Origin of the sequence: Sulfitobacter sp., from assembly GCF_036960155.1 — a bacterium.
In the GTDB taxonomy this organism is placed as follows: domain Bacteria; phylum Pseudomonadota; class Alphaproteobacteria; order Rhodobacterales; family Rhodobacteraceae; genus Sulfitobacter.
The window spans coordinates 418,346-430,505 of record NZ_JBALWB010000001.1; the positions used below are offsets into that span (position 1 = coordinate 418,346).

General features: G+C 53.4%; 14 protein-coding genes. 7 read left to right on the plus strand and 7 right to left on the minus strand.

Annotated elements, in window-relative coordinates; genetic code table 11:
- Positions 1–12: 12 nt before the first annotated feature.
- From V7775_RS02015 to V7775_RS02025, 3 genes are all read right to left on the minus strand, one after another.
- On the minus strand, positions 13–774 hold the full coding sequence (locus tag V7775_RS02015; protein ID WP_335750190.1) for an ABC transporter permease: 762 nt from the start codon (positions 772–774) through the stop codon (positions 13–15).
- Positions 771–1,703 (minus strand): ABC transporter ATP-binding protein, encoded by a 933-nt coding sequence (locus V7775_RS02020; protein WP_335750191.1) that lies wholly within the window; start codon positions 1,701–1,703, stop codon positions 771–773. Before V7775_RS02020 ends, V7775_RS02015 begins: the two co-directional genes overlap by 4 nt.
- Before the next feature lie 68 nt (positions 1,704–1,771).
- Positions 1,772–2,281 carry a CoxG family protein gene (locus tag V7775_RS02025; RefSeq protein WP_335750192.1) on the minus strand — a complete coding sequence of 170 codons (510 nt, stop codon included), beginning with the start codon at positions 2,279–2,281 and terminating at the stop codon, positions 1,772–1,774.
- Positions 2,282–2,362: 81 nt separating this feature from the next.
- Here V7775_RS02025 and V7775_RS02030 point away from each other — a divergent pair, with 81 nt between their 5' ends.
- Entirely contained in the window at positions 2,363–3,340 is a 978-nt protein-coding gene (locus tag V7775_RS02030) for a DMT family transporter (RefSeq protein ID WP_335750193.1), read from the plus strand.
- Here V7775_RS02030 and V7775_RS02035 read toward each other — a convergent pair.
- The 3 genes from V7775_RS02035 to V7775_RS02045 form a co-directional block, all read right to left on the minus strand.
- Entirely contained in the window at positions 3,337–4,302 is a 966-nt protein-coding gene (locus tag V7775_RS02035) for an NADPH:quinone oxidoreductase family protein (RefSeq protein ID WP_335750194.1), read from the minus strand. The two genes, V7775_RS02030 and V7775_RS02035, sit on opposite strands and share 4 nt — an antisense overlap.
- Positions 4,303–4,410: 108 nt before the next feature.
- The gene (locus V7775_RS02040; protein ID WP_335750195.1) at positions 4,411–5,745 is read right to left on the minus strand and encodes a sensor histidine kinase; all 1,335 of its coding nucleotides are present in this window, start codon (positions 5,743–5,745) and stop codon (positions 4,411–4,413) included.
- Complete coding sequence (locus V7775_RS02045) at positions 5,742–6,413, minus strand: response regulator transcription factor (protein WP_335750196.1); 672 nt, start codon at positions 6,411–6,413, stop codon at positions 5,742–5,744. The genes V7775_RS02040 and V7775_RS02045 overlap by 4 nt, the downstream gene beginning before the upstream one ends.
- A 135-nt stretch (positions 6,414–6,548) precedes the next feature.
- Between V7775_RS02045 and V7775_RS02050 the strand changes: the two genes are divergently transcribed.
- The 3 genes from V7775_RS02050 (at position 6,549) to V7775_RS02060 (ending at position 8,739) form a co-directional block, all read left to right on the plus strand.
- A complete protein-coding gene (locus V7775_RS02050; protein ID WP_335750197.1) occupies positions 6,549–7,631 on the plus strand; it encodes a trypsin-like peptidase domain-containing protein in 1,083 nt (360 codons plus the stop codon).
- A gap of 227 nt (positions 7,632–7,858) precedes the next feature.
- Entirely contained in the window at positions 7,859–8,176 is a 318-nt protein-coding gene (locus tag V7775_RS02055; RefSeq protein WP_335750198.1) for a hypothetical protein, read from the plus strand.
- Positions 8,177–8,244: 68 nt separating this feature from the next.
- The gene (locus V7775_RS02060; RefSeq protein WP_335750199.1) at positions 8,245–8,739 is read left to right on the plus strand and encodes a copper chaperone PCu(A)C; all 495 of its coding nucleotides are present in this window, start codon (positions 8,245–8,247) and stop codon (positions 8,737–8,739) included.
- 42 nt (positions 8,740–8,781) lie between these two features.
- Here the strand turns inward: V7775_RS02060 and V7775_RS02065 are convergent, their stop codons facing one another.
- Positions 8,782–9,213 carry a MarR family winged helix-turn-helix transcriptional regulator gene (locus tag V7775_RS02065; protein WP_335750200.1) on the minus strand — a complete coding sequence of 144 codons (432 nt, stop codon included), beginning with the start codon at positions 9,211–9,213 and terminating at the stop codon, positions 8,782–8,784.
- Between the two features lie 72 nt (positions 9,214–9,285).
- On the opposite strand from V7775_RS02065, the gene hmgA reads away from it, so the two are divergent.
- From hmgA to fahA, 3 genes are read left to right on the plus strand one after another with little or no spacing between them, the layout of a single operon-like run.
- Positions 9,286–10,647, plus strand: a complete 1,362-nt coding sequence (gene hmgA, locus V7775_RS02070; RefSeq protein WP_335750201.1) for a homogentisate 1,2-dioxygenase — start codon at positions 9,286–9,288, stop codon at positions 10,645–10,647.
- A gap of 5 nt (positions 10,648–10,652) precedes the next feature.
- Positions 10,653–10,811 (plus strand): hypothetical protein, encoded by a 159-nt coding sequence (locus V7775_RS02075; protein ID WP_335750202.1) that lies wholly within the window; start codon positions 10,653–10,655, stop codon positions 10,809–10,811.
- A 42-nt stretch (positions 10,812–10,853) separates the two neighbouring features.
- The gene (gene fahA / locus V7775_RS02080; protein WP_335750203.1) at positions 10,854–12,107 is read left to right on the plus strand and encodes a fumarylacetoacetase; all 1,254 of its coding nucleotides are present in this window, start codon (positions 10,854–10,856) and stop codon (positions 12,105–12,107) included.
- Positions 12,108–12,160: the final 53 nt, after the last annotated feature.

Genomic DNA, 12,160 nt, shown 5'->3' on the forward strand with positions numbered 1-12,160 from the left:
AGGCGCGCGATTTTATTGGCGAATGCGCCAGCCCGTCTTGAATATCCACCAGATCACGGACAGGCAAAGCGCCGTGAACGCCGTGATCGCAAACAGGCTAAGGCCTATTGAGACATCAGCGCTGCCAAAGAACGACCAGCGAAAGCCGGAAATCAGGTAAACTACTGGATTAAAATGGGAAATAACCTGCCAAACGGGTGGCAACATCGAGATCGAATAGAATGATCCACCCAAAAAGACGAGCGGAGTGATGATCAACAATGGCACCAGCTGCAGTTGCTCAAAATTACCTGCCCAAATGCCAATGATGAACCCCATTAGCGAGAAGCTGATGCATGTTAGCACCAAAAATCCGACCATCGCAAACGGATGTTGTATTTTCAGGTCAACAAACAGGAACGCTGTCGCAAGGATAATTACCCCAATAAACAACGCCTTGGTCGCCGCAGCGCCCACATACCCCATAACAATCTCGAGGAAGTTCACCGGTGCTGACAACAACTCGAAAATTGTCCCAATAAACTTTGGAAAGTAGATCCCAAAGCTCGCGTTGGAGATCGACTGGGTGATCACGCTGAGCATGATGAGGCCCGGTACAATAAACGAAGCGTAAGAGATTCCCTCGACCTCTTGGATACGGCTGCCGATGGCAGCGCCGAACACCACGAAATACAAGGAAGTCGACAAAACTGGTGAAATAAAGCTTTGTGCTATCGTTCGAAAAAATCGCGCCATTTCGAACACGTAGATAGATTTAACAGCAGTCCAGTTCATGGCGCATCTCCCTCATGGACCAGGTCCACAAATATATCTTCAAGGCTGGATTGCCGCGTAACAACATCGCGCAAAACCAATCCTGCAGCCGCAACTTCAGACAGTAGCTTTGTAATGCCGGTGCGCTCGCTTTTGGTGTCGTAGGAATAAATAAGCGCGGTGCCGCCTTCCTTAAGACGCAACGCGTCAGATATCAGGCTGGCCGGAATTTCGCTGATGGGCTCAGAGAGTTGAACCTCTAGCTCCTTCTTGCCCATCCGCGCCATTAGTTTGTCTTTATCTTCAACCAACAGAATTTGACCGCCTGCAATCACACCGATGCGGTCGGCAATGGCTTCGGCTTCTTCGATGTAATGTGTGGTCAGGATAATCGTAACGCCGTCACGTTTGAGCTCAGCCACGATTTCCCACATATCGCGGCGCAGTTCTACATCTACACCCGCCGTTGGTTCATCTAAGAATAGCACGCGCGGTTCATGACTAAGGGCCTTTGCGATCAGCACACGACGCTTCATGCCACCTGATAGTTCGCGAATTTGGCTGTTACGCTTGTCCCACAAGGAAAGCTGCCGCAAGATTTTTTCGATCAACGCTGGATTTGCAGATTTACCAAACAATCCGCGTGAAAACCTGACAGTGTTTTGGACCCGCTCGAACGGTTCCAGATTGATCTCTTGTGGCACAAGTCCGATCATCGCACGCGCTGCTCTATAGTCATCGACAGTATCATGCCCGCCAACGCGCACACTACCTGACGTAGCCGTAGTAATTCCGCAAGCCGTTGAAATCAGAGTTGTTTTACCCGCACCATTTGGCCCTAGTAACGCAAGTATTTCGCCCTCTTCGATCGTCAGGTCAATCCCTTTGAGTGCTTCAAAGCCCCCAGCATAGGCTTTGCGCAGGGCAGTCACTTCGAGAATGGGGGGCATAGAGGTCTCCGGTTATGGACCTGAATAATTAGACAGGATTTCAATCGTTCAACAAGTGAGACGGTGCGTTACGATTTGGATCGGCCAAACCACCCTTTTTTGCCAGAGGCCCCATCATCACTCTCGGTTTCTTCTTTTGGCCCCTCAAGCGCTTCTTGAAGGTTGCTAAAAAACTGCTCAGCCATCTTTTTGGCAAATCCATCAATGATCCGGCTGCCCAACTGCGCAAGCTTACCACCGATCTTTGCTTCGACATCATAGCTAAGCTCGCAACCGCCCTCATTAGGGGACACCCGAACGTCGGCGCCACCCTTGGCAAAACCCGCAGCGCCACCTTTGCCTGCTCCGTCGATCCGCAATGACACGTCTTGCACCATATCCGTGATCGTGACCTCACCTTTAAATGTCGCTTTAACCGGTCCTACCTTTTGAACAACAGTTGCCAAAAATCCAGTTTCCGGTGAACCTTCGACTTCGGTTGCGCCTGGCACGCACGCCTTGAGCATCTCAGGATCCAATAACGCGGCATAAACTTGGGCTGGTGTCGCTGAAATTTGACGGGTATCGGACATTTGCATGGGCGTGCTCTCCTGAATTTATCTGAGGGCACGCTATGAATTTTTCTAGACAGCCGCAACGCGATTGATGAATGTACGAATATGACATTGCCAAAAAACCGTGCAGGTCTCGCAATTGCTTTTGTGCTTTTCGGGGTCTTGTGCATTTCCCTAAACGACATGCTGATCAAGCAACTCTCCAGCGGATATCCGCTGCACCAGATCGTATTTTTCCGGTCCTTTATTGCGTTGTTGGTCAGCCTTGTCTTTTTGCACTTTGAAGGTGGGTTGCCCGCATTGCGCACGGATCAACCTTGGCTGCACTTCTTGCGCGGCATCTTGGTTGTGATAGCAAACATGTCGTTCTTTCTGGCGCTTGCCGTCATACCACTGGCTGATGCGACGGCTCTGTTCTTTGCCGCGCCTTTGTTTATCACGCTGCTGTCCATCCCTATTTTGGGTGAAAAGGTAGGTCCCTTGCGCCTCGGTGCCGTTTTTGTGGGCTTTATTGGCGTGGTTATCATGCAGCGCCCTTGGGAACCCTCAGAAGCCCTCACGGTGTCCCGCATCGTTTTGCTGTTGCCTGTTCTGGCGGCGCTTACCTATGCGCTCAATCAGTTGATGACCCGAAAACTGGGCGTCAATGCACCCGCTTCTGCCCTCGCGATTTATATCCAAGGTTCATTCCTTGTTGTATCGGTTGGATTTTTCATAGTTGCGGGGGATGGGCGTTTTGCCACGCAAACCACAAATGCATCGCTGGATTTCTTGTTACGCGCATGGGTATGGCCCGCCCCTCAAGATCGATGGGTGCTGCTGGGAATGGGTGTAAACGGAGCGCTAATCGGCTATTGCCTCAGTCAAGCCTACCGCCTTGCCGATGCAGCCACAGTAGCGCCCTTTGAATACATCGGCCTGCCTTTAGCTGTCTTCTGGGGGCTGATCATATTTGGCGACATTCCTACTTGGGAAGTCTGGACAGGCATCGCGCTCATTCTCTCGTCAGGCCTGTTTGTATTTTTCCGCGAACGCAGCAAAGCAAAACGCATCAGTCCACGCCCTGTCGCCAGACGACATTAAGTGGCAATCTTTATGACAACCTTGCCTGTTGCCTTACGCGTGCGCAGGAGGTCCAACCCTTCGTTGGCCTCACTTAATGGCAAAACATTGCTCACGTGGGGTTTCAGCTTACCTTCAAGGTACCATTGAAGGAGCGTTTCACAGCTTCTTGCCATCGCTTTTGGATGCAGCTTGGCAAAGCCACCTAGATAAAAGCCCAACACAGTCATGTTCTTTACCAACAAGATATTGGCCGGAATTTGCGGCACGTCTCCACTGGCGAAACCCAAAGGCAACAAGCGCGCGCCTTGGTTGCTAGCCCGCATGGCAGCCTCAAACTGCGCGCCGCCAATGGGGTCATAGACCACATCAGCACCGCCAAGCGCCTTAACACTGTCGCGAATATCTGCGTGATCGGAATCGATCAGATAATCGGCACCTTTTTGTGCACAAATCGCTAGCTTTTCAGCGCCGCGTGCGCAGGCGATAACTTCTGCGCCCATCAGATGGCCCAGCTCAACTGCCGTTAGGCCAACACCGCCCGATGCCCCCAAAACCAACAACCGCTCGCCAGGTAGCAGATCAGCTTTTGCGCCCAGCGCCAGATGGCTGGTCCCATAGGTAATCAAAAAGGCAGCAGCATCTTCAAATGACATCTCATCAGGCAACGGCACGCATATCTCAGCACGCACGGCCGCAACCTCAGCCAACCCACCCACGCCGCAATAAGCCGCCACGCGTTGGCCGATCTTAAGGCCGCTCACCCCGCCTCCAACAGCCACAATCGTGCCAGCCAATTCCATACCCGGCGTGAATGGCAGCTTTGGCTTTTCCTGATAGCTGCCTTTGACCAATAGGGTATCCCCAAAGTTCAAACCGCAAGTGGCGACTTGCACAACGACTTCGCCGGTCCCCGCTTGCGGCATATCCAGTTCTTGGAGGACCAGCGGAGTATTGTATTGTGTAACTTGCATGGCCTTCATAGGAGGACGTCCTTTGCGATCAATTCGCGCGCAACTTGGCGTGCTCAACAACCAAGATCAAGGCGACATACCGGCGCGACATTTGAAAAATGTCCCATTGCCGCACCGTTACTTCGCGGCAAACCTTAGGATCACGCGCAGCCCCGGCCCTGCGTCTTCCAACGCCATCTTCGCTCCGTGCAGCCGCGCCACACCCTCAACAAGGCTCAATCCCAGCCCATTTCCCGGCGTGTTTCGACTGCGATCCAAGCGGTACAATCGCTGAGTAACACGATCAAACTCGCCTTCGGGAATGCCGGGGCCATTATCGGTGATGCTAAGTATCATCTCGGTTGGCGATTGTTCAAGAGCGACAGAAATCTGCGCACCCTCATCTGTGTGACGTAGCGCATTTTCAATCAGATTGGCCACCAATTGGCCCAACAGATTCTTCTCACCTTGAACAACCGCCTCTTCGGGCCCTTCAAACACCACGGTTTGACTGCGTTGCGTTGCTGCGGGCTCATATACCTCAACCATGGTTCGACAGAGTTGCGCTAGATTGACGGGTGCAAACTGCTCCTTGAGGGCCCCGTTTTCAACCTGCGCCAATTGAAGCAACGATTGAAAAACTGCCGATATACCATCGACCTCGTCGCGCGTTTGCGCAACCAGATCAGCCGCCTGCCCGTCCTCAACAACGTCAGCCAACGCCTCAAGCCTGAGCGATACGCGCTGCACTGGCGTCTTGAGATCATGGGCAATGTCCGAGGACACCTGCCGGAGCGCCATAACCGAACGTTCCTGTGCGCCCGCCATGCCATTTACCGTTGTACCGATCCGCAGCAGGTCATCAGACCATCGCCGCCCCGTCACCACACGCGCGCCAAGGTCTCCGCCGGTCATACGCTCTAAGGCACCCCGGATCACTTCGACGTGGCGCTGGGAACGGCGGGCAAGGATAAGACCGCCAGACAGCGCAATCAGAACAGTGGGCAGCAAGCTGATCCATAGAATATTCAGGAAAACAGGCTGCAGCGCTTCAATCTCTGCACGGCTGCGTGCGATGGTAAGCCGCCCACCGTATAGACGCGCACTCAAGGCGAGATATTCGCCTTTTAGTTCTGCACGTCCCTCTTCGAGAGAGATAATATGGAACCCCTCATCATCACGCCCCACAGCGCCATTCCCGAAAATTTGGTCAGTACGCGTCACGTAACTCAGCACTAGCCTATCAGGGTCAGTCCCATTTGATTCTGCCTGAACCAATGCCGCAACAGCCCGCGCAGAGGGTGCCGCGCGAAATCCAGCCAAATCTTGTGCAAGGTCATCACGAATTGATTGTTCAAACGCGGCGCGGGTAAAGGCGTAACTGGCTGCAAGGCTCAGCAAGCTGACCGTGCCAAACAGCACAACCAGCATCAGTGCCAATCGGAGTGGCATTGAGCGCCATAAGCGCTTCATCCATCGATCCGGTAGCCAGCGCCACGCACTGTTTTGATCAGTTCGGTGGGAAAGGGTTTGTCCACTTTTGCCCGCAAACGACTGATGTGTGTTTCTACAACATTGGTCATCGGATCAAAGGAAAGATCCCACACCCCTTCCAGCAGCATTGTACGCGTCTGAACCCGACCTTTGCGGCGCAACAAGAACTCAAGCAGTGAAAACTCACGCGGTAGCAGGTCTAATTCTTGACCATCTCGTGTTACCTTGCGGGTGAGAAGGTCTAGGTTCAAATCGCCTGCCTGCAATTCGGTCTCTTGCTCTAGCACCTGCGGACGACGACCAAGTGCCGCAACACGTGCCGATAACTCTCCGAATGCGAAGGGTTTCAGCAGATAGTCATCGCCACCGGCATTTAGTCCGCCAATCCGGTCCTCGACCGATCCCATGGCCGTCAGGAACAGAACGGGGGTTGTGCTGCCCGCGCCGCGCAGTGTTTTCACCAATGTCAGCCCGTCAACATTCGGCAACATGCGATCTACAATCAGCACATCATACCCGCCGCCTGTCGCAGCAAGCAGCCCAGCGCGGCCATCATCCATTAAATCCACAACGTGGCCCTCTTCGCGCAAACCGCGCGCGATGTAGGTGCCTGTGGTGGCGTCATCTTCAATCACAAGTAATTTCATAACGTTCAATATAACCAATTTTGCAACCCACCGCACCCCGTGCAGCATTACAGTTTTGTATATCCGACACAGGCTGTCCCGTAACCTTGTGCACCCATCTTCATTACAATCGCAATCTGATGCACGAGGAACAATATGACATCTTTGCTCTCTAAATCCGCCCCAATCGCCGTTGCCGCAGCACTTGCAATGGCCCCCATGCTGGCGCCTACGGTTGCCCTAGCTGTACCCGCCGGAGGATACGGTGACCTTGTTGAGAACGTCGCGCCAGCGGTTGTCTTTATTGAGGTAACTGGAGTTACGCAAACAGGAGCAACACTGCCTGACAACATACCAGAATCCCTACGCAGGCGGTTTGAGCAGCACCGCCCTGAAACCGCACCTCAGAGCGGCCTTGGATCTGGCTTTATTATATCGAAAGAGGGCCAAATCGTAACCAACCACCATGTTGTCAACGGCGCCCAATCCGTTCGCGTGAAAATGGCTGACGGGCGTACGTTTGACGCCGAAGTGTTGGGCAGCGACCCCGCAACAGATATTGCACTGCTTTCAATCAAAGCCGAAGTCGAGCTGCCCTTTGTTTCCTTTGGCACCTCCCAAACCATGCGTGTGGGTGACGAAGTTGTTGCCGTTGGCAATCCATTCGGGCTTAGCTCTACCGTGACCAGCGGGATTATTTCGGCCAAATCACGCAACATCAACTCCGGTCCTTACGACGATTTCATCCAGACGGACGCCGCCATTAACCGCGGCAACTCAGGCGGGCCTTTGTTCAACAACGACGGTGACGTGATTGGCGTGAATACAGCCATCATTTCGCCAGGTGGTGGATCTGTTGGGATCGGTTTCGCCGTGCCATCAGATGTCGTGCGTAACGTCGTAGCCGAACTGGCCAAAGATGGTTCAGTCACCCGTGGCTGGCTTGGCGTCAGCATTCGTCCGATGAGCGACGAGGTCGCCCAAGTTCTTGGCTTTGAGACTTCAAAAGGTGCTGTGGTTGATCTTATTTCAAAAGACAGCCCTGCTGAAGCGGCTGGATTAAAGAAAGGTGACATCATCCTGAGCTTTGACGGGACTGAAATCGAAGCTTTGCGCGATTTGACTCGTGCAGTCGCAGATAAAGACCCCGATGACCGTGCGAACATGACCGTGCTGCGCCGAGGCAAAGAACTGATCTTGGATGTGACCATCGGCACACTCGTTCCACAAAAAGCTTAACCCCTTTCCCACGCGCCATCCCCAATGCTCCGCGTGGGTTACTTCCTTTGGCACAAGCCAAAGGACACCTGCCCCGATGTGCTCCCCTGCATCGGGGCTTTTGCGTTATTATCACCCCAACACCCGTGAAGAAATGTCGCAACGCTCTGCACTGGTTTCACCCAGAATGGCAGTGTAAACTTATCGGCATGAGTAACTTGCACCATACCCATTTTGGCAGGGCTGTTATGGCCCTGATGGCGCTTGCTTTGCTGAGCCTGCCCTTTGCGCATCGCGCGGGTGCAGCACCGATCACGCCTGAACTAACACAGTTCCTTGCGATGGGCGGCGATCTGTCTGACATTTGCGGCGATGCAAATGGTCATTCGGTTGGCGGCTGTGAGACATGTGCCATTGTGGCCTCTATGATGGTGCCGCCCGCTGTGCAGATCCTTCGCCCTGCTTTGGTGTTTACATCGTTAGATCTATGTCAGGGAAAGTCAAAACCCCACACCCTGATGTTCACCCGCAATCGCCCTCCTGTGCGAGCCCCTCCTGCTAGCTGACGTCTCGACATTCAAAACACGTCATATTTGTGCGGGCTAAACTTGCCTGCAGCACTACAGGAAACACTATGAAAAATCTCATCATCACCGCAGTTGCGGCACTCCTTACCACCACTGCAGCATTTGCACATGACTACAAAGTTGGCGGCATAACGGTTATGCATCCCAAGGCCTTTGAGACGGCTAAAACCGCGAATGTTGGCGGCGGTTACATGACAATCGAAAACACGTCAAAAACCGCAGACAAGCTGATCGCCGTGCGCGTTGCCGAAATCCCCCGCACTGAATTGCACTTGTCTGAAACCGACGCCAACGGCGTTGCACGCATGATAAAGCAGGATGGCGTTTCGATCCCTGCAGGTGAAACGGTCATGTTCAAGCCCGGAGGCCTGCATGTTATGTTTATGGGATTGGGCGGCGATCCATTTGAAGTGGGCGAAAAAATCGAGGCGACTCTCGTCTTTGAAACAGCTGGCGAACTCGACATCGTCTTTAACGTTGAAGCCCGCGGTGCAGACGATCATAGCGGCATGAAGCACACTGGTGAAATGAAAACGGACTAACCGAAATACACCTATGGCAGGCTGCTGAACGTGTCGGCCTGCCTATAGTTTGGCGATCTTCTCTAAACAGCGGTTCAACACGTCGCGCTCTTGTGCGGAAAAATGTGAACTCAAACCCGCATCGAACACCTTGGCAGATTTGTATAAATCGGCGTAGACCGCTTGTCCTTGGCGTGTCAGCGACAACGTCTCTAGCCTGCGGTCATTCGCCTGTTCTTCCCGCGCCAAAAACCGCTTTTTTTCCAAAGCTCCAACTGCGCGACTGACTTTGGTTTTGTGCAGACTTGCGCGCTCACAAATGGTTTTGGCCGTCATTGCGCCATTACGCCCTAAGTGAAACAGCACCCGCCATTCTGTTCGCAACATGCCATATCGTTGCCGGTAGTGCTTTTGAAAACCAATGCTTGCCGCTTCCGCCGCCTGATTCAGTGCGTAGGGAAGGAATTGACCTAAATCGAAATCATCATCTGTCATTTTTTCAACTTACAGGTTGTTAGTTACATTTCAAACTAATATTTCCACCTGAACACGTCAAAGGGGAAAACCATGAATAAACAGCTCAAGTCACATGGCCTGCAATCTGCTGCCACTCCGGTAGGCACCGTTGAGGGCTATATGCCTGGTTTTGGCAATGATTTCGAAACCGAGGCACTGCCGGGCGCATTGCCTCAAGGGATGAACTCTCCTCAAAAGGTGAACTACGGCCTTTACGGCGAACAACTAAGCGGCACCGCATTTACTGCGCCCAGCCACCAGAATGAGCGCACATGGTGCTACCGTATTCGCCCATCCGTGAAACACACGCACCGTTTTGAAAAGATCGACCTGCCCTATTGGAAGTCTGCCCCTCATGTTGACCCCGACGTAATATCGCTGGGTCAGTACCGCTGGGACCCCGTGCCTCACTCCGATCAGCCGCTCAATTGGCTCACGGGCATGCGTACGATGACAACAGCGGGTGATGTAAACACGCAAGTGGGCATGGCAAGCCACATCTATCTGGTCACAGAATCCATGAAGGATGAGTATTTCTATTCAGCAGATTCGGAATTGCTGGTTGTCCCCCAAGAAGGGCGGCTGCGGTTTGCCACTGAACTGGGTGTCATTGATATTGAGCCACAGGAAATTGCGATTATTCCACGTGGATTAGTGTACCGTGTTGAGGTTCTGGAAGGGCCTGCGCGCGGATTTGTCTGCGAAAACTATGGGCAAAAATTCCACCTGCCCGGGCGTGGCCCCATTGGTGCAAACTGCATGGCCAATCCGCGTGATTTTAAAACGCCAGTAGCCGCATTTGAAGACCGCGATACCCCCTCAACTGTCACCATCAAATGGGCAGGCCAGTTCCATGAAACCAAGATCGGCCATTCGCCTTTGGATGTAGTTGCGTGGCACGGGAACTACGCCCCCTGCAAATACGATCTGCGCACCTACTGCCCTATTGGCGCAATCCTGTTTGACCACCCTGATCCATCGATCTTTACCGTGCTCACAGCCGATTCCGGTGTTGAGGGCACTGCAAACATTGATTTCGCATTGTTCCGCGATCGCTGGATGGTGGCCGAAGATACATTCCGCCCACCATGGTACCACAAGAACGTCATGTCAGAAATGATGGGCAACATCTTTGGCATCTATGACGCCAAGCCAGAAGGATTTGTTCCCGGTGGCATGAGTTTGCACAATATGATGATACCGCACGGGCCTGACAAAACCGCATTTGAGGGCGCATCCAACGCTGACCTTAAGGCGGAAAAACTAGAGAACACGATGTCCTTCATGTTCGAAACCCGTTTTCCGCAGCACCTGACCCAATTTGCAGCCAAGGAAGCGCCCCTGCAAGATGACTACATTGACTGCTGGAGCGATCTAGAGAAGAAATTCGACGGCACACCGGGTAAGAAATAATGGAAATGGCCCTCATCATACTCGCATTTATCGTATTTTGCGGCGCGGGTATCGCGTGGGACTATTACAAGCCATCCCGATTTCGCACTGGCTATCATAACGTTCGGAAAAACAACGGCGGCGACGTCGGTGGTACCGATAGCGACTGTGGTGGCGGCGACTGATCAACGGTGCGAACAATTCGTACCACGACTTAAGGAACTTACATGACTTTGATGAAATCTTGGGTGGACAGCGCTAACAGCGCAGACACTCCTTTCCCTCTCAACAATCTGCCATATGGCGTTTTCTCTACCGCAGACGTCGAACCGCGCTGCGGTGTGGCGATTGGGGATATGATCCTTGATATGTATGCCGCAGAAGAAGCAGGCCTGATCGAGATCGCCGATGAGCCAGTGTTCGACGTGCCCTACTGGAACGACGTTATGGATCTGGGCCCTGAGGCATGGACTGCCTTGCGCGCCCGCCTCCAACAACTGCTTGCAGATGGCTCCTCAGAACAGGCGGCCGTAACACCGCTACTGGTGCTATTGGCAGACGCTGCTCTGGAAATGCCGATGGTGGTTTCAGAATACACCGACTTTTATGCAGGTCGTCAGCACGCCGCAAACATGGGGGCAATCCTGCGCGGTTCACCCGATTTACCCGCCAACTGGCTGCACATCCCAATTGGCTATAACGGACGGGCGTCATCCGTGGTGGTGTCTGGCACCGACATTCACCGGCCACTTGGTCAATCAAAAGCACCGGATGCAGACATGCCATCCTTTGGCCCATCCAAACGTTTGGACATCGAGCTGGAAATGGGTGCCATTGTCGGCACCTCCTCGGAATTCGGGCAACCGATTACCGTGGATGAAGCTGATAAAATGATCTTTGGCTATGTTCTGCTAAATGACTGGTCCGCGCGCGACATCCAAGGCTGGGAATACCAACCTCTTGGACCGTTTCAAGGCAAAGCCTTTGGCACCTCTGTCTCACCTTGGATCGTGACGTCAGCAGCGCTTGAACCCTTCCGCGCGCCGACACCGCCACGCGAAAAGGAGCTACTGCCCTACCTGAACAGCAGCGTTGATGGGCTTTATGACATTGAGCTTGAAGTCCTGATGCAACCCAGCGGCTCTGGCACAACGACAAGCCTGAGCAAGACCAACTACAGCCGGATGTATTACTCCGCAGCCGAACAGCTGTGCCACCACGCCATCGGCGGCTGTGGCATGAATGCAGGCGATCTACTGGGATCAGGCACCATTTCCGGCCCGACCAAGGCAGAGTACGGATCGCTAATGGAACTCTCATGGGCAGGTCGCGAGCCCTTTACCTTAGACGGTGGTGAAACCCGCACCTTCCTTGAAGACGGCGACACAATGACATTGCGCGGTGCCGCCAAAGGCGACGGCTTCCAAATCGGTTTTGGGGATTGTGTGGGCACCATTTTGCCCTCTGTTGAACTCCCGTAAATCCCTACACAAATACACCGCTTTAGGCACGAAACACCTATAGGCGCACCAAA

Coding starts and splice junctions, on each gene's coding strand:
- V7775_RS02015 (WP_335750190.1), bottom strand. CDS start 774: ATGAACTGGACTGCTGTTAAATCTATCTACGTGTTCGAAATGGCGCGA.
- V7775_RS02020 (WP_335750191.1), bottom strand. CDS start 1,703: ATGCCCCCCATTCTCGAAGTGACTGCCCTGCGCAAAGCCTATGCTGGG.
- V7775_RS02025 (WP_335750192.1), bottom strand. CDS start 2,281: ATGCAAATGTCCGATACCCGTCAAATTTCAGCGACACCAGCCCAAGTT.
- V7775_RS02030 (WP_335750193.1), top strand. CDS start 2,363: ATGACATTGCCAAAAAACCGTGCAGGTCTCGCAATTGCTTTTGTGCTT.
- V7775_RS02035 (WP_335750194.1), bottom strand. CDS start 4,302: ATGAAGGCCATGCAAGTTACACAATACAATACTCCGCTGGTCCTCCAA.
- V7775_RS02040 (WP_335750195.1), bottom strand. CDS start 5,745: ATGAAGCGCTTATGGCGCTCAATGCCACTCCGATTGGCACTGATGCTG.
- V7775_RS02045 (WP_335750196.1), bottom strand. CDS start 6,413: ATGAAATTACTTGTGATTGAAGATGACGCCACCACAGGCACCTACATC.
- V7775_RS02050 (WP_335750197.1), top strand. CDS start 6,549: ATGACATCTTTGCTCTCTAAATCCGCCCCAATCGCCGTTGCCGCAGCA.
- V7775_RS02055 (WP_335750198.1), top strand. CDS start 7,859: ATGGCCCTGATGGCGCTTGCTTTGCTGAGCCTGCCCTTTGCGCATCGC.
- V7775_RS02060 (WP_335750199.1), top strand. CDS start 8,245: ATGAAAAATCTCATCATCACCGCAGTTGCGGCACTCCTTACCACCACT.
- V7775_RS02065 (WP_335750200.1), bottom strand. CDS start 9,213: ATGACAGATGATGATTTCGATTTAGGTCAATTCCTTCCCTACGCACTG.
- hmgA (WP_335750201.1), top strand. CDS start 9,286: ATGAATAAACAGCTCAAGTCACATGGCCTGCAATCTGCTGCCACTCCG.
- V7775_RS02075 (WP_335750202.1), top strand. CDS start 10,653: ATGGCCCTCATCATACTCGCATTTATCGTATTTTGCGGCGCGGGTATC.
- fahA (WP_335750203.1), top strand. CDS start 10,854: ATGACTTTGATGAAATCTTGGGTGGACAGCGCTAACAGCGCAGACACT.